The 23,597-nt window shown below is 36.9% G+C and carries 37 protein-coding genes; 5 read left to right on the top strand and 32 right to left on the bottom strand.

Going from position 1 to position 23,597, the window contains the following annotated elements; all coding sequences use genetic code 11:
- Window positions 1-131: 131 nt before the first annotated feature.
- Entirely contained in the window at window positions 132-1,349 is a 1,218-nt protein-coding gene (locus AC1RPN_RS04870; RefSeq protein WP_481761604.1) for an ISL3 family transposase, read from the top strand.
- A 229-nt stretch (window positions 1,350-1,578) separates the two neighbouring features.
- On the opposite strand, the gene AC1RPN_RS04875 is transcribed toward AC1RPN_RS04870, so the two are convergent.
- Entirely contained in the window at window positions 1,579-1,887 is a 309-nt protein-coding gene (locus AC1RPN_RS04875) for a helix-turn-helix domain-containing protein (RefSeq protein ID WP_481761605.1), read from the bottom strand.
- A 233-nt stretch (window positions 1,888-2,120) separates the two neighbouring features.
- Here AC1RPN_RS04875 and AC1RPN_RS04880 point away from each other — a divergent pair, with 233 nt between their 5' ends.
- Genes AC1RPN_RS04880 through AC1RPN_RS04895 form a run of 4 tightly spaced genes read left to right on the top strand, consistent with a single transcriptional unit; the run spans window position 2,121 to window position 6,523 of the window.
- Window positions 2,121-2,690 (top strand): hypothetical protein, encoded by a 570-nt coding sequence (locus AC1RPN_RS04880; protein ID WP_481761606.1) that lies wholly within the window; start codon window positions 2,121-2,123, stop codon window positions 2,688-2,690.
- Between the two features lie 36 nt (window positions 2,691-2,726).
- Window positions 2,727-3,092: a hypothetical protein gene (locus AC1RPN_RS04885; RefSeq protein WP_481761607.1), complete on the top strand. Its 366-nt coding sequence runs from the start codon at window positions 2,727-2,729 to the stop codon at window positions 3,090-3,092.
- Window positions 3,093-3,123: 31 nt separating this feature from the next.
- On the top strand, window positions 3,124-5,805 hold the full coding sequence (locus tag AC1RPN_RS04890; protein ID WP_481761608.1) for an SEC10/PgrA surface exclusion domain-containing protein: 2,682 nt from the start codon (window positions 3,124-3,126) through the stop codon (window positions 5,803-5,805).
- 25 nt (window positions 5,806-5,830) lie between these two features.
- The gene (locus tag AC1RPN_RS04895; RefSeq protein ID WP_481761609.1) at window positions 5,831-6,523 is read left to right on the top strand and encodes a DUF6287 domain-containing protein; all 693 of its coding nucleotides are present in this window, start codon (window positions 5,831-5,833) and stop codon (window positions 6,521-6,523) included.
- A gap of 561 nt (window positions 6,524-7,084) precedes the next feature.
- On the opposite strand, the gene rpsI is transcribed toward AC1RPN_RS04895, so the two are convergent.
- The 31 genes from rpsI to rpsS form a co-directional block, all read right to left on the bottom strand.
- Entirely contained in the window at window positions 7,085-7,477 is a 393-nt protein-coding gene (gene rpsI / locus AC1RPN_RS04900) for a 30S ribosomal protein S9 (RefSeq protein ID WP_409022038.1), read from the bottom strand.
- A gap of 13 nt (window positions 7,478-7,490) precedes the next feature.
- A complete protein-coding gene (rplM, locus tag AC1RPN_RS04905; RefSeq protein WP_057974611.1) occupies window positions 7,491-7,934 on the bottom strand; it encodes a 50S ribosomal protein L13 in 444 nt (147 codons plus the stop codon).
- Window positions 7,935-8,136: 202 nt separating this feature from the next.
- Window positions 8,137-8,901 (bottom strand): tRNA pseudouridine(38-40) synthase TruA, encoded by a 765-nt coding sequence (truA, locus tag AC1RPN_RS04910; protein ID WP_409022037.1) that lies wholly within the window; start codon window positions 8,899-8,901, stop codon window positions 8,137-8,139.
- A gap of 12 nt (window positions 8,902-8,913) precedes the next feature.
- On the bottom strand, window positions 8,914-9,717 hold the full coding sequence (locus AC1RPN_RS04915; RefSeq protein WP_481761610.1) for an energy-coupling factor transporter transmembrane component T family protein: 804 nt from the start codon (window positions 9,715-9,717) through the stop codon (window positions 8,914-8,916).
- Window positions 9,701-10,579, bottom strand: a complete 879-nt coding sequence (locus AC1RPN_RS04920; RefSeq protein ID WP_481761611.1) for an energy-coupling factor ABC transporter ATP-binding protein — start codon at window positions 10,577-10,579, stop codon at window positions 9,701-9,703. Before AC1RPN_RS04920 ends, AC1RPN_RS04915 begins: the two co-directional genes overlap by 17 nt.
- Window positions 10,555-11,400, bottom strand: coding sequence for an energy-coupling factor ABC transporter ATP-binding protein (locus tag AC1RPN_RS04925; RefSeq protein WP_481761612.1), 846 nt, complete (start codon window positions 11,398-11,400; stop codon window positions 10,555-10,557). The genes AC1RPN_RS04920 and AC1RPN_RS04925 overlap by 25 nt, the downstream gene beginning before the upstream one ends.
- 271 nt (window positions 11,401-11,671) lie before the next feature.
- Entirely contained in the window at window positions 11,672-12,094 is a 423-nt protein-coding gene (locus AC1RPN_RS04930; protein WP_481761613.1) for a GNAT family N-acetyltransferase, read from the bottom strand.
- A 254-nt stretch (window positions 12,095-12,348) separates the two neighbouring features.
- Complete coding sequence (gene rplQ, locus AC1RPN_RS04935; protein WP_057974617.1) at window positions 12,349-12,729, bottom strand: 50S ribosomal protein L17; 381 nt, start codon at window positions 12,727-12,729, stop codon at window positions 12,349-12,351.
- A gap of 27 nt (window positions 12,730-12,756) precedes the next feature.
- A complete protein-coding gene (locus tag AC1RPN_RS04940; RefSeq protein WP_409022032.1) occupies window positions 12,757-13,695 on the bottom strand; it encodes a DNA-directed RNA polymerase subunit alpha in 939 nt (312 codons plus the stop codon).
- Window positions 13,696-13,780: 85 nt separating this feature from the next.
- Entirely contained in the window at window positions 13,781-14,170 is a 390-nt protein-coding gene (gene rpsK / locus AC1RPN_RS04945) for a 30S ribosomal protein S11 (RefSeq protein WP_057974619.1), read from the bottom strand.
- Window positions 14,171-14,198: 28 nt separating this feature from the next.
- Complete coding sequence (gene rpsM, locus AC1RPN_RS04950) at window positions 14,199-14,564, bottom strand: 30S ribosomal protein S13 (protein WP_057974620.1); 366 nt, start codon at window positions 14,562-14,564, stop codon at window positions 14,199-14,201.
- 24 nt (window positions 14,565-14,588) lie between these two features.
- Window positions 14,589-14,705, bottom strand: a complete 117-nt coding sequence (gene rpmJ / locus AC1RPN_RS04955; RefSeq protein ID WP_057756760.1) for a 50S ribosomal protein L36 — start codon at window positions 14,703-14,705, stop codon at window positions 14,589-14,591.
- 35 nt (window positions 14,706-14,740) lie between these two features.
- A complete protein-coding gene (infA, locus tag AC1RPN_RS04960; RefSeq protein ID WP_057974621.1) occupies window positions 14,741-14,959 on the bottom strand; it encodes a translation initiation factor IF-1 in 219 nt (72 codons plus the stop codon).
- A gap of 196 nt (window positions 14,960-15,155) precedes the next feature.
- Window positions 15,156-15,818: an adenylate kinase gene (locus tag AC1RPN_RS04965; protein ID WP_481761614.1), complete on the bottom strand. Its 663-nt coding sequence runs from the start codon at window positions 15,816-15,818 to the stop codon at window positions 15,156-15,158.
- A gap of 76 nt (window positions 15,819-15,894) precedes the next feature.
- The gene (gene secY / locus AC1RPN_RS04970) at window positions 15,895-17,190 is read right to left on the bottom strand and encodes a preprotein translocase subunit SecY (RefSeq protein WP_409022030.1); all 1,296 of its coding nucleotides are present in this window, start codon (window positions 17,188-17,190) and stop codon (window positions 15,895-15,897) included.
- Window positions 17,190-17,624, bottom strand: a complete 435-nt coding sequence (gene rplO / locus AC1RPN_RS04975) for a 50S ribosomal protein L15 (RefSeq protein WP_409022029.1) — start codon at window positions 17,622-17,624, stop codon at window positions 17,190-17,192. Before rplO ends, secY begins: the two co-directional genes overlap by 1 nt.
- Window positions 17,625-17,669: 45 nt before the next feature.
- Window positions 17,670-17,852, bottom strand: coding sequence for a 50S ribosomal protein L30 (rpmD, locus tag AC1RPN_RS04980; RefSeq protein ID WP_057974624.1), 183 nt, complete (start codon window positions 17,850-17,852; stop codon window positions 17,670-17,672).
- 12 nt (window positions 17,853-17,864) lie between these two features.
- A complete protein-coding gene (gene rpsE, locus AC1RPN_RS04985; protein ID WP_409022028.1) occupies window positions 17,865-18,365 on the bottom strand; it encodes a 30S ribosomal protein S5 in 501 nt (166 codons plus the stop codon).
- A 19-nt stretch (window positions 18,366-18,384) separates the two neighbouring features.
- Window positions 18,385-18,741 (bottom strand): 50S ribosomal protein L18, encoded by a 357-nt coding sequence (rplR, locus tag AC1RPN_RS04990; protein ID WP_462298812.1) that lies wholly within the window; start codon window positions 18,739-18,741, stop codon window positions 18,385-18,387.
- A gap of 53 nt (window positions 18,742-18,794) precedes the next feature.
- On the bottom strand, window positions 18,795-19,331 hold the full coding sequence (gene rplF, locus AC1RPN_RS04995) for a 50S ribosomal protein L6 (RefSeq protein ID WP_481761615.1): 537 nt from the start codon (window positions 19,329-19,331) through the stop codon (window positions 18,795-18,797).
- Window positions 19,332-19,361: 30 nt separating this feature from the next.
- On the bottom strand, window positions 19,362-19,760 hold the full coding sequence (gene rpsH, locus AC1RPN_RS05000) for a 30S ribosomal protein S8 (protein WP_057974628.1): 399 nt from the start codon (window positions 19,758-19,760) through the stop codon (window positions 19,362-19,364).
- Between the two features lie 33 nt (window positions 19,761-19,793).
- Window positions 19,794-19,979, bottom strand: a complete 186-nt coding sequence (locus AC1RPN_RS05005; protein ID WP_057974629.1) for a type Z 30S ribosomal protein S14 — start codon at window positions 19,977-19,979, stop codon at window positions 19,794-19,796.
- An 18-nt stretch (window positions 19,980-19,997) separates the two neighbouring features.
- Entirely contained in the window at window positions 19,998-20,540 is a 543-nt protein-coding gene (gene rplE / locus AC1RPN_RS05010) for a 50S ribosomal protein L5 (RefSeq protein ID WP_409022025.1), read from the bottom strand.
- A 27-nt stretch (window positions 20,541-20,567) separates the two neighbouring features.
- Window positions 20,568-20,876 (bottom strand): 50S ribosomal protein L24, encoded by a 309-nt coding sequence (gene rplX, locus AC1RPN_RS05015; RefSeq protein WP_409022024.1) that lies wholly within the window; start codon window positions 20,874-20,876, stop codon window positions 20,568-20,570.
- Between the two features lie 32 nt (window positions 20,877-20,908).
- Window positions 20,909-21,277, bottom strand: coding sequence for a 50S ribosomal protein L14 (gene rplN, locus AC1RPN_RS05020; protein ID WP_409022023.1), 369 nt, complete (start codon window positions 21,275-21,277; stop codon window positions 20,909-20,911).
- A 52-nt stretch (window positions 21,278-21,329) separates the two neighbouring features.
- Window positions 21,330-21,596, bottom strand: coding sequence for a 30S ribosomal protein S17 (rpsQ, locus tag AC1RPN_RS05025; RefSeq protein ID WP_057974633.1), 267 nt, complete (start codon window positions 21,594-21,596; stop codon window positions 21,330-21,332).
- A 25-nt stretch (window positions 21,597-21,621) separates the two neighbouring features.
- A complete protein-coding gene (gene rpmC, locus AC1RPN_RS05030) occupies window positions 21,622-21,816 on the bottom strand; it encodes a 50S ribosomal protein L29 (protein WP_057974634.1) in 195 nt (64 codons plus the stop codon).
- Complete coding sequence (gene rplP / locus AC1RPN_RS05035) at window positions 21,806-22,240, bottom strand: 50S ribosomal protein L16 (protein ID WP_057974635.1); 435 nt, start codon at window positions 22,238-22,240, stop codon at window positions 21,806-21,808. Before rplP ends, rpmC begins: the two co-directional genes overlap by 11 nt.
- 3 nt (window positions 22,241-22,243) lie before the next feature.
- Window positions 22,244-22,900, bottom strand: coding sequence for a 30S ribosomal protein S3 (gene rpsC / locus AC1RPN_RS05040; RefSeq protein ID WP_057974636.1), 657 nt, complete (start codon window positions 22,898-22,900; stop codon window positions 22,244-22,246).
- A gap of 13 nt (window positions 22,901-22,913) precedes the next feature.
- On the bottom strand, window positions 22,914-23,267 hold the full coding sequence (gene rplV, locus AC1RPN_RS05045; protein ID WP_409022022.1) for a 50S ribosomal protein L22: 354 nt from the start codon (window positions 23,265-23,267) through the stop codon (window positions 22,914-22,916).
- 14 nt (window positions 23,268-23,281) lie between these two features.
- Entirely contained in the window at window positions 23,282-23,563 is a 282-nt protein-coding gene (gene rpsS / locus AC1RPN_RS05050) for a 30S ribosomal protein S19 (protein WP_057974638.1), read from the bottom strand.
- Between the last annotated feature and the right edge of the window lie 34 nt (window positions 23,564-23,597).

The raw sequence follows: 23,597 nt of genomic DNA on the forward strand, positions 1-23,597 counted from the left end.
ATTATCCCTCAACCACCACAGATGAATTAATAAGAAAGATGGAACTCTCCGCATGCCTAATCATACTAAATTTTGGCTTAAAATAAAAGACAGTAGTCTAACGATTGTTGATTATCAGTCTTCTAATGACGGTGTCACTCGATTTAACCGTGTTCTTGATTACCAGCCGAAGGGATTGTCCAAATTGTGATATTAAAAACGAAGGACAGATTATCAGGTATAGTTGGCGTCAAACACCCATACGCTACCCTAAATTTTTTGGTAAATGTATCATTTTATCACTCAAACGAAGATACTTTAGCTGTCATGAGCGGCAGTCATACTTCCTTGTCCAAACAAGTGTGGTTCCTAAAAATTGTACGATTTCCAATCTATCTAAACAGCTCTGTTTAACTAAATTAGCGGAATCCGTTTCTTTAACTCATATTGCTAATGAAATTTCGAATCCTGATTCCTTTGTAGGTCGTATTTTAATGACCTTTGAACGTGATTTTAAACCTAATTATAAATTTTTACCTAAAGTACTCCTACTTGACGAAGTCAAGAGTACCAAATCAGCTACAGATGCCATGAGTTTTGAATTTATGGATGCTAGTAACCATGAATTAATCAAACTTTTATCTTTTAGAAGATTCTATCAAATAGAACGTTATTTTTATCGTTACTCAGCTGCAGCTAGAAAAAACGTGAAAATTATCGTAACTGATATGAATTATACCTATCCTAAACTAGCCAAAGAAGTCTTTCCTAACGCGATTGTCATCATAGATACCTTTCATATTATCAATTCAGTGAATCGTGGATTCACTAAAACTAGAATTAGACTGATGAAAGAACTTTCAAAATCATCACAAGACTACAAAGCACTAAAACGTTACTGGAAGCTCCTGTTAAAACCTTCTGAAACCTTAGATTTTAAAAATTTCAAGAAATGGACTTATTTCCCATACCTAACAACAGAAACAAATGTCGTTGATCATTTATTAGCGATTCATCCTGAACTAAATAAATCATATGAACTCATGAACCAAATAAGATCAACCATTCGGTTGAAGGACTGGAAATCTTATGATTTTACAGTTAGAAACACCGAAAGGTGTTCTGAAGAAATGCTTAAAAGTATTGAAACGTTGCTTTGTCACCATTCTGAGATTAAAAATAATTTTGGCTATTATTATACTAACGGTCCTTTAGAAGGAATAAACAATAAAATTAAGGTCATTAAACGCGTTGGTTTTGAATTTAGAAATTTTCGTAGATTCCGAACTAGAATATTTTATACACTTAAAATCCATACAAAAAAACACCTCACAAATTGCTTTGTGAAGTGCTTCAAAATATCGATATAAATATATATTAGCGTTTTGAGAATTATCGATTAATACTTCATGGAATCTTATCTATTTGAATCCACTTGTATCAATACTTTACAATATTGAAAAAGGAACAACATTGAATAAAATCCATAATACGAGATAAAATTAACACCATAAAATAGACTAGTCAAGACACCATTAATGGTGTCTTTTTTTATGCTTTACACACTCTCTACCCATTTAATATATGTCTAATCAATTTCTATTTCAAGATTTCCAGTAACGCTTTAGAGATACGCATTCTATCATCTGTGGTCATGCTTTTCAATCTGTTAATTAATTCGGGCGTATAAATGTCGTTAAAATCATTACTCATTAATATATCAGCCAAATTTAATTGTAAGGCATTCAGAACTAGTTCCAACTTTCTTGTACTCGTATCGTCTAATTGTCCTCTTTCGAGTCGAGCCAAATAGCTGGCGGATACGTCCGCCATTTCTGCCAATTCTTCAATTGTAAGTCCTAATTCTTTTCGCTTTTTCCGAATGAAAGTGCCCACAAGTATAATCATAAATCGCTCCTATTTATCCATATGTTTAATGATAAATTAAGTGCGCACACTTTCAAAGCTCTCAGTATACCTATAAAGTTACATAAAAAGGTAGTATTGAGTATATTTTTGAGATAAAATATATCATGTGAAGATAGTGCAAGATATAAATTACTTTTTTGGGGGAGGAGATTTTATAGGGATCGTTTGGTAAAGGTTGGTTAATAATTCGTTCAAAGAAAAGGGAGAAAATTATGAATAAAGAAGAACTTTTAGATTTTTTAATGGCAAAAAGAAGTGTTACAGCGGGAGCTGCAGTTATCCAACAACAAATTCGTGAAGCAGAGGCTAAGATTGAAAAAGGTAAGAAAAAATTTCGAGGAATAATCATCGCATTAGTCGTTTTAATTGTTCTTTTTATGATTACTAGTCAGACAAGTGCGGCGATGCCATTCATCATTGCTGTTATCGCGCTATTTGCTTTTAAATATTTTGTTTATATTATGCCGGGTAATGAATCTAAAACACAAGCCTTAGCAGACTTGGACGCTGAAATGGCAAATGAAGATTATATTGCAGGCAAGCAAGGATTCCCAGAGAAATTCTACAACTATTTCGATATTTTTCGTCTTTGGAAATTAATTGATGAAACTCGGGCACGTGATTTGCAAGAAGCCTTTAACATTTTAGAAACACAACAATTCCAAGAAACTCAACTTTCAATGCAGGAAGAAATGAGAGGCTTACAACAAGATATTGCCTCAAATGCACGCTTGGCAGCTATGTCCTCAACCGTCAGTGCATTTAATTCGTTCAGAAAATAAGATTTATTATATTAAATTTATAAAAATGGAGAAAAAATGTCAAAAAAAGCAAATATTATTACCGGTGTCAGTATAGTAGCTATAGTTATTATTGTGGCTATGTTTATGATGGGCAATTCAAATAAGATGGATGGAAGCTATATTTCCGACATGGGTGGTTCCAAATTTGAGTTGAAGTTTAAAGGAAACACTGTGACTAAAGTTGAAACTGATAAAAAGTCAGACCAAGGTACTTATGAAATTGAAGACGGTAAACTTACCATGAAATTTGATGATTATACAATGAAAGCTAGTTTAGACAAAGATAAAAAAACATTTACACTTAATTCCGTAACTGGTTCACAAATGATGGGCTTCGGATTTTTATTAGAGGGGTTAAAATTTGAACAGGTTGCTAAATAATTATTAATTTATTGGGAGGATATTTTATATTATGAAAAAATCAAACATTACTTTATTATCAAGTGCATTAATCGCTGGAGTTACTGTCGTTGGTGCTACAACAACGGCAAACGCTGCAACAACTACACCCGACTCAACTGAAACAACTCATACTCAAACAGTTCAATCTAACAGTCAAAAATTAGATGACGATATTAAAGACGCTCAAACTGACGTTGATAATGCCAAAGATACAGCTGACAAAGATCAAAGTGCTGCTGATACTTCTAAAGACACAGCCGATGCTTCTAAAGACAATGCTGGTCAAACTGAAGAAAATGCTAATCAATCACAAGAAGATTTAAACAGTGCTGTTGATAATCAACAAAATGCGCAAAATACTGCTGATAACGCAACTGATGAATCTATCAATAACGCTCAAGATGCAGTTGACGAACAAGACAAAACAAATAACCAATTAGGTCAAGACGTTGATAACGCTAAAACAGATGTTGATAAAGGTAAAACAGATGTCGATAATGCTCAAACTGGCGTTGATGAAGCCCAAAAAGGTGCTGACCAATCTGATAAAGATGCTGATAAAGCTCAAGAAAACGTTGATAATGCTCAAAATAACCTTGATGGCAAAGGTTCAGCCGAAGCCGACAAGAATTTAAGCAATGCCAAAGATAACTTGGATCAAGCTCAAACAACTGAAGACAATGCTCAAAAAGGTGCTGACCAAGCTGACAAGAATATTGCTGACGCACAAAACAATGTTAATAACGCTCAAACTGGCGTAACTGATGCTAACAAACAACAAAATGATGCTAAAGCTAAAGCTGACGCTGCTCAAAAAGCTAAAGATACTGCTCAAAAAGCATTAGATGATGCTAAGAAACAACAAGGTAATCATCAAGCTAACCAAAATCACATCAACTTAAGCCAAGACTACATTAATGCCTTAAAGGCTTATTCAGATGCTTCATCAGCTGACGCTAATTATCAAGATGTCATTGACAGTTTAACAGCTGCAACTGAAAAAGAATGGGCATTAAATGGCGGCTACATTTCAAATGACCAAGATAAAACTGTTCATATTAACAACCAATCAGATTTAAACAAATATCTTGATGACTTAAATGAATATGCTAAACAATTATTAAATGAAGTGCGTGACCGTTTTGGTAGCACACAAGTTGAAGTCTCAGAAGGTTCTAAAAAATTAGGTCAATCAATCGGCGATGCTTATACATCTAAGAATAACGATCCTGATGATGGTCATGACAATGCATTAAACAACAGCATTGCTAACGGTATGGGATTAACATACTTAACACAACAAGATATGAATACTATCTTCGATAAATCATCTGAAAATGGTTGGAATCTTAGTCTTGATGCTTTCAAGAAATCTATCTATGATTCAATGAATGCCTTCTTATTCAATGGGGGTGAATGGGGCCATGCCGTAAGTGTTGCTGGCATTATGGCAACATATACACCTGCCAATAACACATGGTTCGGTCTTGGCTTCGGTCAATTTAAACAATCTAACGGTAATATCTTCTTAACAAGTTTCTTTAACTTTGTTGATGACTATGATGTTAACGACGCTTCTAAATTTAGCACTACACCTGTTGAATCTGGAACTGTCAGTCAAGCTCAAATTGATAAATTAGCAAGCGACGTTACTGCTAAAACAGCAACTTCAAAAACTGCTGATGCAGCTCTTGCAGCAGCTAAATCACAAACAGTTAAAGCTAACCAAGCCTTAGCTACAGCTAAAACTGCTTTAGCAACTGCTAAAACAAAACAAGCAACAGCACACACAGCCTTAACTAAAGCACAAAACGATGTTAAAACTGCTACTGTAGCTGTTAAAAATGCACAAACAGTTGTTGATGATTTAAATGCATCAATGCCTCAAAAACAACAAGCTTTAAAAGATGCACAAGCTGCCTTAGCTACAACTAAAACAACACAAGCTCAAAAACACATGACTTTAGACGCAGCTAATGCTAAATTAGTTACTGCTAAAACTGCATTAAAAGATGCAACTGCTAAATTAAGTGCCGCTCAAGCAGCTTTAAAAGCTGGTCAAGACGCACTTGGCGAAAAAACAAATCATTTAGATGACTTAAAGAATGCTGAAGCTAACTTAGTTGACGCAACAAAAGCTGTTGAAGCTGCTAAAAAAGCATACGACGAGGCTGTTAAAGCTGCCGAAGATGCACAAGCTGCTTCCGTTGCTGACGATGCACAATATGCGAAGTTACAAGCAATCGCTGATGCATCTAAGAAAGCTTTAGACGATGCACAAGCTGCATTAGCTAAATTACAACATGAAAAAGACATCGAAGATGCTTTGAACAATGTTGACAAACCATCAACTGGTACTGATAACGATTCTGGTTCACATACTGGTCATGTAACAGGTTCAGACAATGGTTCAGATAAAGGTAACGTAACTGGTTCTGTTGTTGCTAAAGGTAGTGAAACAGCTAAAGACACGACTGACAACAATGGTATTGTTGCACCAAGCAATAATACATCAACATCACGTCTTAAAGCTGCTGATCATTCAGAAATCAATAACGCTAAAATATTAGGTGCTTCGGTATTACCACAAACTGACGAAACTAATTCGTCAGTCGTTTCAGTGATTGGTGCAGCTCTTGTTGGTGCCGTTAGTCTCTTTGGACTTGCAGGAACGCGCCGTCGTAAACACTAATTCGTTATTGTAAGGAGGAATTGAGATGAAGAAGCCTTTACTTGTAATGACTAGTATCGTAATGGTTGCTTTATTAACAGCGTGTGGGCAACAAAAGTCACAGTCTGAGCAAACAAGTCAGCCAAAACAAGTATCCGTGTCAGATAAGAAAAAGGCGCAGTCGTCAAAAAAAGCAGATACAACTAAAAAGACGCATACTAAAGAAGTAAATCAACCAAAAAAAGAATCCGTGTCAGATAAGAAAAAAGCGCAGTCGTCAAAAAAAGTAAATACGATTAAAAAGACGCCTGCCAAAGAAGTAAATCAACCAAAACAGATGAATTTAGATCAAATTCAAGTCAGTGATTACAGCAGTATCGTCGGTCAGTGGCAAATTGTGAAGTTAGAAGCACGGGGACGCGACTTACCACTTGATGATGTTCAGCCGTTAAATATTACTAAAGATAGTCTAGTGTCATCATCTTCGTTTACATTAAATAAAGCTGGCTTAAAAGATCAGAATGGGCTGCATGCGACGAAATTTGAAGTTGCTAATAATATCTTAACCGCCAGCTTAAGTAATGCAAGTGATGTTTCTATTAATTGGTCCGTCATGTTCTATCCCAAAGGGACTAGTCACGAATATGGTGTTAATACTGGTGAAGAAACGAACAAGCAGAATCTGATTGTTGTTTGGTCAAGTAGTAACTCAGTGACCGCGGTTTACAGCCAAAGTTAATATATATATAAATAGAAGGTCTACAATATCTGTTGCCAGTGATAGAAAAATCTATCACTGGCAACAGATTTTTTTGTATGACACTAAAAAGAGTCTCCTATGACAAATAATACTAAGGTTTTACTAAATATGAAATTTGCTGAAAGCACTCCTTAATCCAGCAGTCATCGGAGTTTATGGTACTTTAGATTACCTTCAAAAATGCCTGACACCCCTGCAGAGTTCTCAACATAATCAAATTGTTAGCTACGGATGGCGGGCATCTCTATTAGGCTACTACGTTATTCTAGTGGCCAACTTTAAGAAACTAACAATGAATTGAAACATATTAAACGTAATGCCTACGATTTCAGTAATTTTAGGAAACACATTTTCTTTGTAATGAGGATTATGTACATAAAAAAGGCGTTGTCACAAAGTGACAACACCCTCCATAATATATTCACCAACAATAGTTGCAATAGAACCAAAAATATTCACCAGTGACAACTGCAATATACCAAAAAAAACACCTCACAAATTGCTTTGTGAAGTGCTTCAAAATATCGATATAAATATATATTAACGTTTTGAGAATTGGCTTGCTTTACGAGCTTTCTTAAGACCTGGTTTCTTACGTTCTTTCATACGAGGATCACGAGTAAGTAATCCTGCAGATTTAAGAGCTGCACGGAAATCTGGATCTACTGTAAGTAATGCGCGAGCAATACCATGGCGAACTGCGCCAGCTTGACCTGAGAAGCCACCACCATTAGCGTTAACTAAAACATCATAACTACCTAATGTTTCTGTAGCGTTAAATGGTTGTAAGACTACTTCACGTAAGTTAGCAAATGGAATGTAATCTTCAATTGCTTTGTTGTTGATAGTAATTTTACCAGTACCTGGTACTAAACGTACGCGAGCTACTGAGTTTTTACGACGACCTGTTCCTGAATATACGACTTGAGCCATTTCAATTGCCTCCTTAAATTAAGTTTGTAATATCTAAAGTTTCTGGTTGTTGTGCTTGTTGATCATGTTCTGCACCACGATATACGTGTAATTTCAATGCTTGTTCTTTACCAAGAGTACCTTTTGGAAGCATACCTTTAACAGAGAAAGCAATCAATTTTTCAGGATCGTTGGCACGGAAATCACCAGCAGTACGAGTTTTTAAACCACCTGGATGATCTGTATGATGTTGGTATAATTTTCTGTCAGCTTTGTGACCAGTTAAACCAACCTTTTCTGCATTGATAACAATAACGTTATCACCAGTATCCACATTAGGTGTGAATGTTGGTTTGTTTTTACCGCGTAAGATAGAAGCAACGACAGTTGATAAGCGACCTAAAGAAATATCAGTTGCATCAATAACATACCATTTACGTTCTATTTCGCCTTTTTTTGCTAAATAAGTTGTACGCACGATTGTTTCCTCCGTTTTTTCATGTTGTTTGTTTGACACTCAAATAAGTTTCCGGGGCCTATCAGTGGGGCAAACAATACCATTTATAATATTAACTATTAAAAGTCAATTTGTCAATCTAATTTATGGGCATCCCACAAATAAATAACACCTTTTCAGATTTAAAATTGCCTTAGTATTCATATTGTCAATAACTTCTATATTACCCTAATTCGTCCGGATAATAAACCTTTTTTAAATATAATCCACTCGCCGGAGCTGTTTCTCGAGCTTGTTGTCGATCCTTTACTTCATATAACCGTAAAATATCATGAACCGGACGCCGGCCGTTCCCTATTTCTAGGAGTGTAGCGACTAAAATTCGGACCATATTGTACAGAAAGCCATTTCCATAAAATTCAAAAATAATTTCATGGTTTTCTTTATCTTCTCTCACGGTTGCCTCATAAATCGTCCGAACGTGATCTGTAACCTGGCTACCTGCCGCCACGAAACTAGAAAAATCATGTTCGCCAACTAAATCAGGTAATGCTTCTTCAATTTTGGCGATATCTATCTTGTATTTATAATGACCCGTGTAGAAGCGTTTAAATGGGTCGGTAAATTCACCTTGAGAAACACGATACATATATCGTTTACCATGCGTACTATAGCGTGAATGAAAATCATCACTGACAAGTTCGGCTTTTTTAACTTGAACATCCAGTGGCAATAAACTGTTCAATGCTCTCATCATGCTAGTTTCCGGAATTTCATGCATGAAGTCAAAATGAAAAACCTGTCCTAAGGCATGAACGCCAGCATCTGTTCGGCCTGAACCATAAATTCTAACTGGTACTTCTGATTTACTCATAATTGTTACTGCTTTTTCTAAGACAGATTCAACCGTCCGTTGGTTTGGCTGCCTCTGAAACCCTGCAAAAGCTGCGCCATCATAAGCAACGGTAATTTTAAAACGTACTGACATATTTATTCATCCTTAATTTTTGAGGTAGACTAATGCAACGGTAACGATAGCGAATAAAACAAAAGCTAACGTATCAGCCGTCCGCCATTTTAAAATACGATACTTTGTTCGACCTTCTCCACCCTGGTAACCACGAGATTCCATGGCAATCGCTAAATCTTCGGCACGATTGAACGAACTTACAAATAGCGGAATTAACAACGGGATAATTGATTGCATTTGTTTAATTAGCGACCCTTGACCAAAGTTCACACCTCGAGCTCGTTGAGCGTTCATAATTTTTTCTGTCTCATCCATTAATGTAGGGACAAAACGTAACGCGATTGATAACATTAACGCAATTTCATAAACTGGAAATTTGATTGCTTTAAGTGGTTTTAATAAAGATTCAATCGCATCTGCTAGTTGGAGTGGTGCCGTTGACAACGTCAATAATGTTGACATAAAAATAATTAAAATAAATCGGCAAAAAATATATAATCCATTTGTCACACCAAATTGAGAAATTTTAAAAATCCCCCAATGCCAGTACATTTGGCCACCACTTGAAAATAGCATTTGCAAAGCAACCGTAAAGATAATCAGCCAAATTAATGGCCGGACACCTTTTAAAAAGAAACTCATATTAATTTTTGACGCTAAAATACATCCTAACGTAAAAACTAAAAGCATAGAAAAACTTTGCCAATTATTTGCCATAAAGATTATTCCAACAAAATAAAAACTCAAAACTAATTTAGCACGCGGATCCATGCGGTGAACGAGTGAATCACCCGCTATGTAACGTCCAAAAATCAACTTATTCATTAGCGTCATGACCTCCATTTTGGCTTAGCAGCGTGACGAGGTCGTCGGCTAATTCATTCTCTGTTAAAGGCATCTCCTTGAATTCAAAGCCTTTTTCAATTAATTTTTTTGAAAATAACGTTGTTGTTGGCACGTTCAAATGGTTACTTAATAAGAACTCTGGATCAGCAAAAACTTCTCTTGGTGTGCCCGATTTAATAATCGTTCCTTTTGACATGATAATAGCGTGATTCGCATAATTTGCCACATCATCCATCTGATGCGTTACGAGAATAATCGTCAAATTTTGTTCACGATGAAGTTCTTCGAACATTGCCATCATATCAACGCGACCTTTAGGATCTAATCCTGCTGTGGGTTCGTCTAAAACCAAGATTTTAGGTTCCATAGCCAGAATTCCAGCGATTGCTACGCGACGCATTTGACCACCAGAGAGGTCAAATGGTGATTGCTGATAGATATTCTCTGGTAATCCAACTAACTTCAACATTTTTGTCGCTATTTTCTCAGCTTCTTCATCTGTTTTACCAAAGTTTTTTGGCGCAAATGCCACATCTTTAATAACCGTTTCTTCAAACAATTGTGCTTCTGGAAATTGAAAAACGATGCCAACTTGTTTTCGTAAATCGTTTAACGTTTTATTGGCCGTTTCTGGTGTAATGATTTGATTCCCAATTGTAATTTTACCTTCAGTTGGTTTTAATAGGCCATTTAAATGTTGCAATAGGGTCGATTTACCAGAACCTGTATGTCCAACAATTGCTGTAAATGAGCCGTCCTCAATTTCAAGATTGATATTATGTAGCGCCCGACTTTCAAAAGGTGTCCCTTTTTGGTAGGTAAAGGCTACTTCGTTGAATTTAATTGCCATAACCAATCTACCATACCTTCCTCTGTCATATAGTCGTCCGGAATGTCAAAATGACGTTTTTTAAGCGCGACTTTTAAGCGTTCTGGATATGGAATATCTAATCCCATATCTACTAATTGTTCACCAAGTGCAAAAATTTCAGCAGGTGTGCCTTCTTTTACCAGCTCGCCTTTGTCCATAACCATAATTTTGTCAGCACTTGCCGCTTCATTAATATCATGCGTGATTGAAATAATTGTTAGCCCACGTTCTTCTTTGAGTTGATGTATTAGGCTCAAAACTTCGTCACGACCTTCTGGATCCAACATGCTAGTTGATTCATCCAAGATGATAACTTCTGGCCTTAGAGCGACAATTCCAGCGATTGCGACACGTTGTTTCTGTCCCCCAGATAGTCTAGCAGGTTCCTTGGCCGCAAACTCCCACATATCTACACGTTCAAGCGCGTCTCTGACTCGTTCTTGCATTTCTTTACGTTCTATTCCATTGTTTTCAAGTCCAAATGCAACGTCATCTTCAACAGTTGCTCCCACAAACTGGTTATCTGGGTTTTGAAAAACGATGCCAATCTTACGACGAATATCCCAGACCGTTTCTGGTGATAAAATAAGGCCATCTACTGTGATTTCACCTGATTGAGGTGCTAGCAAGCCATTAATATTTTTAGATAATGTACTTTTCCCACTACCGTTATGACCAATAATTGCAACCCAGTCACCTTTTTCAATCGTAAAGGACACATCTTTAAGTGCCATTTCACTCATTTCTTTTTGTGCTTCATATTGATAATTTAAATGATCAACTTTAATTAATTCAGTCATTGTTACTGTCCTCACAATTCACAAGATAACTTACGTTTTGCATTATATCACAGGCCAAAATGAACTCAGTGTATTTATACTTTTACTCTTTATAGTTGTCCTATCTATACAACATACATCTAAAATGCATTTTTTGTACTTTTAAGCTCTTAATTAACAATAAACAGCCATTTAGTCACACCTTTTTATATTGCGCTAAGAACTGCATTTTAAGCTAAATTTCTCTCACCATTTGATAATTAACTAGATTTTGTTGATGTCGATAATTATCTTATCTTTTTATAATTTTAAACCCATAATGTTCAAAAAAAGAGACAGCAGTTATTGAAGCCTCTACCGTTTGTACATTTATTTGTAATTCATTCCTTTGGTAATTTGTTAATTCTGTTAAAATAAGCGCTCCGATATGCTGTCGAATCATAGAACTCTCTACGTACAGCATATCAATATGTCCTGTTACTTCAAGGTTACCAAATCCTATGACCTTTAAATCTTTGATGGCAAGTAGCGTAAATGATTCACTTAATCGTTTATGCCATGCACTCAGATCTGGATTATTCTGCACCCACTCATTAATTTCTAGTTGTGAATAATCTTGTCGGTTAATCTCTTGAATTGTTTGGTTGAATAATGTCGTTATTTCCGATAAATATTTACTATCATAACGGTAAAGTTGTATTGAACTTTGTGCCATCACATTACCCCCTAAACAGATTAAGAATACTATTATCATACTAGGTTTTAGCACATAAAAAAAGGGTTCTGAACACATTATTAAAATGTGTTCAGAACCCTTTTTTCAGACCTCATTAGACAATAAAAAATCACTATGAAGGATGACCGGCAAATCACAAATGTGAAGAACCTTCAAACTAGACTAAGATTACTCCATCATCATAACGTTTGTTTTTAATCATCAATCAAAGTGAAAAATTATCTGTTAACGAATTATACTAATTCAATAATAACCATTTGTGCGGCATCGCCACGACGAGGCATTGTTTTCATAGTTCTAGTGTATCCACCATTACGTTCAGCGTAACGAGGAGCTACATCAGAAAATAATTTTTGTAATGCTGATTGAACAGTGACATCGTCACCATCTTCTTTCACGTCAGCAACTGTGTTTCTTACGAAAGCAGCAGCACGACGACGTGAAGCTAAATCACCACGTTTACCTAAAGAAATCATTTTATCGGCAGATTTGCGTACTTCTTTAGCGCGAGCTTCAGTAGTCACAATTCGTTCGTTGATAATAAGACTTGTTGTTAAATCACGTAACATTGCTTTACGTTGAGAACTTGTACGTCCTAATTTGCGGTAACTCATGAATAGTTTCCCTCCCTCTATATAATATTAGTCATCATGACGTAATGATAAATCAAGCGCAGCTAATTTAGCTTTAACTTCTTCCAATGATTTACGGCCCAAGTTACGGACTTTCATCATGTCAGCTTCGGATTTATTCGTTAATTCTTGAACCGTGTTGATTCCAGCACGTTTCAAACAATTGTATGAACGAACTGATAAATCAAGTTCTTCAATCGTCATTTCGAGCATTTTTTCTTTATGTGTTTCTTCTTTTTCAACCATAATTTCAGCATTTTTAGCTTCATCGGTTAAATCAACAAATAAAGTCAAATGCTCAGTTAAAATTTTAGCCGACAAACTAATGGCTTCGCTTGGTGTAATTGAACCATTAGTCCAAACATCAAGTGTCAATTTGTCATAATCATCTTTTTGACCAACACGTGTTTTTTCTACTTGGTAGTTCACACGTTCGATTGGGGTATAAATGGAGTCAATTGGTAATACGCCAATTGGCATATCTTCCGCTTTGTTTTGATCAGCAGATACGTATCCACGACCATTGCTAGCGTTCATGCGAACATGAAAAGATGCACCTTCTGCGACTGTACAAATGTACAAGTCGGGATTTAATACTTCAACATCACTGTTTACAATGATGTCACCGGCAGTAACCTCTGCGGGACCTTTCACATCAATTTCGATGGATTGGTCTTCATCAGCAGCTAACTTCAAAGCAACTTTCTTAATATTCAAGATAATTTGAGTAACATCTTCCAATACGCCTTCAATAGTTGAAAACTCATGTAAAACACCATCAATTTGAATATTAGTAATAGATGCGCCTGGTAAGGAAGATAATAGAATCCGACGAAGTGAATTACCTAATGTCGTACCATAACCGCGTTCAAGTGGTTCTACAACAAATTTACCATAGTTAGGACTTTCATCTATCTTATGAATATTTGGTTTTTCAAATTCAATCATTCTTATCTTTACCCCTTTCAAAACGTAACGTGTAATCTAGTGAAAACATTATGAAGTTCAACTCCGTAATGAATATTAATCCACGTTAAACACGACGGCGTTTTGGAGGACGACATCCATTATGAGGCACTGGAGTAACATCGCGAATTGCTGTTACTTCAAGACCAGTAGTTTGTAAAGCACGGATTGCGGCTTCACGGCCAGAACCAGGTCCTTTAACTGCTACTTCAACAGTCTTCATACCATTTTCCATTGAGCCTTTAGCTGCAGCTTCTGCTGCCATTTGTGCTGCGAATGGTGTAGATTTACGACTACCTCTAAAACCTAATGCACCAGCTGATGACCATGCAACAGCGTTACCGTTAACATCAGTAATCATAACAAGTGTATTGTTAAAAGTAGAATGAATATGTGCAACACCGGCTTCAATATGTTTTTTAACACGGCGTTTGCGAGAAACTTTCTTAGTTGCCATAAATAGTATTACCTCCTTAATCTAGTAATTATTTCTTGCGGCCTGCAATTGATGTAGCTGGGCCTTTACGTGTACGAGCGTTGTTTTTCGTGTTTTGTCCACGAACTGGTAAACCACGACGATGACGCATGCCTCGGTACGTTCCAATTTCTTGGAGACGTTTAATGTTTAAACTGATTTCGCGACGTAAGTCACCTTCAATTTTAAATTGATCAACAACTTTACGGATTGCATCCTCTTGGTCAGTTGTTAAATCACGAGTTCTAATATCTTCTGATACTTCTGCTTCTACCAAGATCTTAGCAGCAGTTGTATTACCGATTCCATAAATGTAAGTTAATGCTACCACGATTCTTTTATCACGTGGAATATCAATACCTGCAATACGAGCCATAACAATTACACCTCCTAATTTTTATTATCCTTGACGTTGTTTATGTTTTGGATTTGCGCTACAAATGATCATAACTCGACCTTTGCGCTTGATAACTTTACAATGTTCACACATTGGTTTTACTGATGGTCTTACTTTCATTGAATTATACCTCCTAAAAGTTTTTGAAGTACAATCTATTTAAAGCGATAAGTAATACGACCCTTACTTAAATCGTAAGGAGACATTTCAACCGTCACTTTATCACCAGGTAAAATACGAATATAATTCTTACGAATTTTACCAGAGACATGAGCTAAAATTTCATGATCATTTTCAAGTACAACTCGAAAAGTCGCATTGGGTAACGTTTCACGGACCGTACCCTCAATCTCAATTACTTCTTCTTTCGCCACGTAAATGTACCTCCTTAAAATCGTGTTTTAACTTTACATGTAAAAATGGCGAGAATTAGACACTCTCACCCGTTCTTATCAGGATATTATTACAAATATCCTCCTGAAAAGATAAACCGGAATTATTCTATCATACCGCTATCTCAGATGCAAGTTAGCCACTCCGGCACAATTACTTTGCAGCGGAATACTCAGATTACTTGAGATTGTTTAAAATCGTTTCAATATCTGCAAATACATCTTCAATATCGCGGTTACCATCTACTGTATACAATAGATGACGTTGTTCGTAAAAATCTAATAACGGTGTATTCATTTTGATGTTAACTTCTAAACGATTTTTAACCGTTTCAAGTTTGTCATCTTCACGTTGATAAAATTCATGTTGCCCACAGCGATCACATGTTCCTTCAACCTTTGTGGGGTTGAAGATTTTGTGATATGTAGCTCCACAATTACGACAAATGTAACGACCAGTTAAACGTTCGATTAGAGATTCAGGATCAACATGAATGTCAATGACTGCGTTAAGAGGTTTTCCAAGGTCCTTACCGATTTCGTCCAAGGCAACAGCTTGTGCCATATTTCTTGGAAACCCATCAAGCATGTAGCCATCTTGAATATCATCTTCAGCTAATCGTTCTTTGACAATGCCATTTGTGACTTCATCAGGAACAAGGTCACCACGATCGATATACTTTTTAGCTTCAAGTCCCATTGGTGTTTCATTTTTCATTGCTGCACGGAAGATGTCTCCCGTAGAGATATGAGCGATGTGGAAAGCGTCGACAATCTTTTCAGCTTGTGTTCCCTTACCTGCACCAGGTAAACCCATTAACATCAGGTTCATTTTAGTCATGAATATCCTCCTAATATGAGAAATGGTTAGGCATCAGCCTAACCTAATTCTCAGTTTAAAATTTGTTTTTTATCGATTATCTAATGAATCCGACGTACTTACGTTTCATCATCATACCCTCTAATTGACGAATAGTTTCAAGAGCAACCCCAACGACAATCAACAGACTAGTACCACCCAAACCAACTGATTCATCTAATCCGAACAAACTTGATGCTAATAATGGAATTAAAGCAACAAATCCTAAGAATAATGAACCAACAGTACTTAAACGCATTAATAATTTTGAAACATATTTTTCTGTTGCTTTACCAGGCCAAACACTTGGAATATAACTTCCTTGTTTTTGTAAATTCTCTGAGAGTTTCTCAGGATTTACCTGTACGAAAGCGTAGAAGAATGTGAACAAGACAATCAATACGGTATATAGGATGGCTCCGTATGTTGTTTGCATGTTGAAAACTTGACTTAATACTTTATACCAAGTCGTGTCCCCTTGTGAGCTTTGGAATGCCAAAAGCACAGTTTGGGGTGTTGCAATGAACGAACTCGCAAAAATAACGGGGATAACACCCGCAACGTTTACCTTAAGTGGCAGATATGAACTATCTGTCGCACCAGCAACACGTCTTGTGTATTGAATTGGAATCTTATAGTTAGCTTGTTGAACATATGTTACAAAAGTTACGATTGCAAAAATAATAACGAGCAAGATAACTATGAACAAGATGCCCCCCCAAAGATCACCTTTATCAGCTTGGAAAATTTGTTCATTGAAAATCTGTTTAATACCACCTGGAATACGAGAAACGATACCTGCCATGATTAACATGGAAACACCATTCCCAATACCACGTTCAGTAATCATATCACCTAACCAAGTCGTAAACATTGTTCCGGCTGTTAAAATAACGCCCAAAACAACATATGTTTGCGTACTTGGATTGTTAACCAAACCTAAACTACTTAATGAGTCTAACCCTGCGGTGATACCTACAGATTGAACAAATGCTAAGACAATTGTTAGGTAACGTGTAGCTTGATTCAATTTACGACGACCAACTTCACCTTGCTTACTCCATTCTACAAAACGAGGAACAATGTCCATTTGTAGTAATTGAATAACAATTTGAGCTGTAATGTAGGGTGAAACCCCCATTGCGAAAATTGAGTAATTAGTTAATCCACCACCACTAAAAGTGTTAAGAAGACTAACTAAGTTACTACTTGTTGCACTAGCAATTGCAGCATGGTTAATTCCAGGAACTGTTATAAAAGTACCTAAGCGAAAGACAATTAAAACGCATAAAGTGAAAAAAATCTTTTGACGGATTTCTTTCACAGCTAATGCATTTTTCATCACTTTAAGCATTAGATCACCTCTGTTTGACCACCGGCAGCTTCAATAGCTTCTTTAGCAGCAGCTGAGAATTTACCTGCTTTAACAGATAATTTCTTGTTAAGTTCGCCGGAAGCTAAAATTTTAATTCCTGATTTTTCGTTCTTAACAATACCTGATTCAACAAGTAATGCTGGTGTTACTTCAGCACCGTTTTCGAATTTGTTTAAGCTATCTAAATTGACAACTGCATATTCTTTACGGTTGAAGTTATTAAATCCACGTTTTGGCATACGACGGAATAAAGGCATTTGTCCACCTTCAAAACCTAAACGTACTTTACTACGGGCTTTTTGGCCTTTTTGACCACGTCCAGAAGTTTTACCATTACCTGAAGATGTTCCACGTCCGACACGGTTACGTACTGAGCGAGAACCTTCACTTGGTTTTAATTCATGTAATTTCATAGGGTTGGCACCTCCTTATTTTAAACTGCAAACAAGATGTTGATGTTATTTAACTTCTTCAACGTCCACTAAATGAGAAATCTTGGCGATAACGCCTCGTGTTACTGCGTCATTAGGACGAATAACAGAGCTGCTAATACGGTGTAAACCGAAAGCTTTAACGATTTCGCGTTGATTTTGAGGACGTCCGATGACACTGCGTTTTAATGTAATTTTTAAATCTGTCATGTTTTAGTCCTCCTAGTCAGCTAAGTGTTGAATAGAAACGCCACGTAATGCAGCAACTTCTTCAGCACTCTTCATTTTCTTTAAACCATCCATTGTTGCGCGAACAACGTTGATTGGTGTATTTGAGCCTAATGATTTACTTGTTACATCTGCTACTCCAGCAAGTTCCATAACGGCACGAACTGAACCACCAGCGGCAACTCCAGAACCTTCAACAGCTGGTTTAAGCATAATGCGTCCACCACTGTATTGACCGAGAACTTCGTGAGGAAGTGTCGTACCGACCATAGGTACTTCAATCAAGTTCTTTTTAGCATCTTCAACTGCTTTACGGATTGCTTCAGGAACTTCTTGAGCTTTACCTGTACCGAAGCCTACATGACCATTGTGATCACCGACAATAACTAATGCAGCAAAACGTAGACGACGTCCACCTTTTACAACTTTAGTAACACGGTTAATCGCAACAACACGATCTTCTAAATCTAAATGAGTTGGATCAATGAAAGTCATAAACTATTTCCTCCCTTTCTTAGAATTCTAATCCATTTTCACGAGCTGCTTCAGCTAAAGCAGCAACGCGTCCATGGTATAAGTATCCGCCACGATCAAAAACAACAGCTTTGATACCTTTGTCATTAGCACGTTTAGCAACTAATGCGCCAACAGCAGTAGCTTTTGCTACTTTACTGTCGCCAGTTACTTCACTATCAATTGTTGAGGCACTTGCTAGCGTTACACCCGCTACGTCATCAATTACTTGAGCGTAGATGTGGTTATTAGAACGGAATACGTTTAAGCGTGGGCACTCTGCAGTTCCAGAAATCTTGCCACGAACACGTAAATGACGTTTTGAACGTGTTTTATTTCTATCTGGTTTTGTAATCACAATTTTCACCTCTTGATTTTATTCAAAAACAAAGTAAGCAATGCTAAGCAGCATTATTTACCTGTTTTACCTTCTTTACGACGAACATATTCGCCAACGTAACGAATTCCTTTACCTTTATAAGGTTCTGGAGGACGAACGGCACGAATTTCTGCGGCAAGATCGCCAACTTCTTGTTTACTGATACCTGAAATAATAATACTTGTATTTGCAGGAACTTCAACAGTTAAGTTTTCGCGTTCTTCAAAATCCACTGGATGTGAATAACCAACATTTAATACTAATTTTTTCCCTTGTAATTGTGCACGATAACCAACACCAATCAACTCAAGTTCTTTTTTGAAACCTTCTGTAACACCAAGAACCATGTTGTTTACGTTGGCACGCATTGTACCATGTAAGGCACGAGTGCTTTTATCGTCACTTTCACGAGTAAATTTAACTGAAAGACCTTCAACATGCATTGTAATAGCACTAGAGAACTTACGAGTTAATTCACCTTTGGGGCCTTTTACTGTAACCATTTGACCTTCTTGTGTAACTTCTACACCAGCAGGAAGAACGATTTCTTTATAACCTATACGACTCACGCGAGTGACACCTCCTTACGAATTAATTGATTACCAGATGTATGCTAAGACTTCGCCACCAATTTGTTTGGCGCGTGCATCTTTATCTGTCATCACACCTTCTGATGTTGAGATAACTGCGATTCCTAAACCATTTAATACTTTAGGAACTGCATCAGCTTGAACGTACGTACGTAATCCTGGTTTTGAGATACGTTTAATACCAGAGATTACACGTTCGTTGTCTTTTCCAAATTTTAAAAATACACGGATAATACCTTGTTTGTCATCATCGATGTATTCGATATCACGTACGAAACCTTCATTTTTAAGGATTTCAGCGATATCACGTTTGATTTTTGAAGCAGGCACTTCTAAAGACTCATGCCGTACCATGTTTGCATTACGGATACGAGTTAAAAAGTCTGCGATCGGATCAGTCATGACCATTGAGTTTACCCTCCTTTAACTTGTCTTTTAGATTTACCAGCTAGCTTTTTTCATACCAGGAATTTGGCCTTTGTGAGCAAGGTCACGAAGACAAATACGGCATAATTTAAATTTACGATAAACAGAATGTGGGCGACCACAACGTTCGCAACGTGTATAAGCTTGTGTAGAGAATTTTGCTGGACGTTTGTTCTTTGCAATTAATGATTTTTTAGCCAAAGCTTTGTAACCTCCTTATTATTTAGAAAACGGCATACCTAATTGTGTGAGTAATTCTTTTGATTCCTCATCAGTATTAGCAGTTGTAACAATAACGATATCCATTCCACGAACTTTATCCACATCATCAAAATCGATTTCTGGGAAAATTAATTGTTCGCGAACACCTAAAGTATAGTTACCACGGCCATCAAAGGCTTTTTTGCTAACGCCACGGAAATCACGCACACGAGGTAATGAAACTGAAACTAATTTATCTAAGAAATCGTACATGCGTTCGCCACGTAAAGTAACTTTAGCACCGATTGGCATACCTTCACGTAAACGGAAGCCAGCAATTGATTTTTTAGCTTTTGTAACCAAAGGTTTTTGACCAGCGATTAAAGCTAATTCTTCAACAGCTTTATCTAAATTTTTAGCATTAGTAACAGCATCACCAACACCCATGTTGATAACAATTTTATCAACTTGAGGTGTTTGCATAATTGATGTGTAGTTAAATTTTTCCATCATAGATGGTGTAATTTCATTAGTGAACTTTTCTTTTAAACGGTTAGTCATGAAGAAAGTGTCCTCCTTTCAGTAGGTCTATTTAACAGTTTCACCTGATTTTTTAGAAACTCTAACTTTCTTGCCGTCTACAACTTTGAAGCCAACACGAGTTGGTTCGTTTGTAGATGGGTCGATAAGCATCACGTTTGAAACGTGAATTGGTGCTTCTATATCCACGATGCCACCTTGTGGATTCGAGTTACTAGGTTTTTGATGTTTTTTTGCAATATTCATGCCTTCAACAATCACACGGTCATCTTTAAGGAAAACTTTAGTAACAGTACCTTGTTTACCTTTATCTTTACCTGCAATTAATTGAACTTTATCACCAGTTTTGACGAACATTTAGCGCACCTCCTTGTTTTCCGATGGATTTCTTATAATACTTCGGGTGCTAAAGAAACAATCTTCATGAAATTGTTATCACGTAATTCACGTGCAACAGGTCCAAAGATACGTGTACCTTTAGGGCTTTTATCATCTTGGATGATAACGGCAGCATTTTCATCAAATTTGATGTATGAACCGTCAGCGCGATGAGCACCTGATTTTGTACGTACGATTACAGCTTTAACAACTTCACCTTTTTTGACAACACCACCTGGTGTTGCATGTTTAACAGTAGCAACAATAACGTCACCGATATTAGCAGTTTTACGCTTTGATCCACCTAAAACTTTAATAGTTAAGATTTCTTTTGCGCCTGAATTGTCGGCAATTTTTAAACGACTTTCTGTTTGTATCACAGTAAGTGTCCTCCTTTCGATAGCAAATTAGAAATACGAATGGCAATTATGCTTAAGCAATAACTGCTTTTTCAACGATATCTAATAAACGGAATCTCTTAGTTGCTGACAACGGACGAGTTTCCATAATTTGAACGATATCGCCGATTTTTGCTTCGTTATTTTCATCATGTGCATAGAATTTTTTAGAATAAGTCACACGTTTACCGTAGGTTTTGTGTGTCTTGTATGTTTCGATAAGAACACTAATCGTTTTATCCATTTTGTCGGATACAACGCGTCCTTGATAGACTTTACGTTGGTTACGAGTTTCACTCATGCGTAAATGGCCTCCCTTTCGTAATCTACTTGTTTAATTCTTGTTGGCGTAATGCCGTTTTAATACGAGCAATTGTTTTACGTACTTCACTTAAGCGTGCGGTATTTTCTAATTGACCGGTAGCTAATTGGAAGCGTAAGTTAAACAATTCATCTTTAAATTCTTGTTCTTTGGTAATCATTTCAGCAGTGGTTAATTCATTAATTTCCTTAGCCTTCATGTGATTCGCCACCTACTTCCTCACGTTTTACAATTTTAGTTCTCACTGGAAGTTTGTTTGATGCTAAGCGTAAAGCTTCGCGAGCAACTTCTTCGGGAACACCGGCAACTTCAAACATGATCTTTCCACGTTTAACTGGAGCTACCCATCCTTCAGGAGCACCTTTACCAGAACCCATTCGAACACCAATTGCTTTTGCAGTATATGATTTATGAGGGAAAATTTTAATCCATACTTTCCCACCACGTTTCATATGACGGTTAATAGCGACACGAGAAGCTTCGATTTGACGGTTAGTGATCCATGATGATTCAAGAGCCTGTAAACCGAATTCTCCAAAAGCGACTTCTTTGCCACCTTTAGCTTCCCCACGCATTTTACCACGGAATTCACGACGGAATTTTGTACGTTTAGGTACTAACATAGGTTATTTCCCTCCTTTCACAGCGTTTTTCTTAGCTGGTAAGATTTCACCACGGTAGATCCAGACTTTAACGCCTAATTTACCGTAAGTAGTCATTGCTTCAACCCAAGCGTAGTCAATATCTGCTCTTAAGGTATGTAATGGAACTGTACCATCTGAGTAGCTTTCAACACGAGACATATCAGCTCCGTTAAGACGGCCAGCAACTTGAACTTTGATACCTTTAGCACCAGAGCGCATTGTACGTTGCATAGCTTGTTTAACAGCACGACGGAATGCGACACGGTTTTCTAATTGTTCCGCAACGTTTTCGCCGACTAATTGAGCATCTAAATCAGGACGTTTGATTTCAACAATGTTGATATGCACACGTTTACCTGTTAAATCATTTAATTCTTTACGAAGTTTTTCAACTTCAGCTCCACCTTTACCGATAACCATACCAGGTTTAGCAGTATGGATTGAAACGTTAACACGTTTTGCAGCGCGTTCGATTTCAACGATAGAGACAGAAGCGTCGGTTAATTTTTCTTGAATGTATTTACGGATGTGTAAATCTTCATGAAGGTAGTTTGCAAAATCTTTTTCTGCATACCATTTTGAATCCCAATCACGAATGATACCTACACGTAATCCCGTTGGATTTATTTTTTGACCCACGCGTTATCCCTCCTTATTTTGTAGTTTCAGATACAACTACTGTAATGTGACTCGTACGTTTGTTAATTGGTGAAGCTGATCCTTTAGCACGAGGACGGAAACGTTTTAAAGTTGGTCCTTCGTTAGCAAAAATATCAGTAATAACTAAGTTTTCACCATCTAAATCAAAATTATTTTCTGCATTAGCTACAGCAGAAAGTAAAACTTTTTCAATGATTGGGCTTCCGGCTCTGGGAGTAAATCTCAAAATACCGATAGCTTCAGCAACACTTTTACCTCTGATAAGATCGATTACCAAGCGAGCTTTACGCGCTGGAATACGAACAGTTTTGGCGGTTGCTTTTGCTGATGTTACTTGTTCAGCCATGTGTATAACCTCCTTTATTTAACTGTAGTTTTCTTATCGTCAGATCCGTGACCACGGAAAGTACGTGTTGGAACAAATTCACCCAACTTATGACCAACCATATCTTCTTGCATAAAAACTGGAACGTGTTTACGTCCATCATATACAGCGATAGTTAGACCAATGAAGTTAGGGAAGATTGTTGAACGACGTGACCATGTTTTGATAACTGTTTTCTTTTCTTGATCAGTTTGTGCTTCGACCTTTTTCATCAAATGTTCATCGACGAATGGTCCTTTTTTTAGACTACGACTCAATGTGAATCCTCCTTCCGGAATATAGCTTAAGCAA

The sequence above is a fragment of the Dellaglioa sp. CoH-57-MRSF-20 genome, from assembly GCF_056781955.1.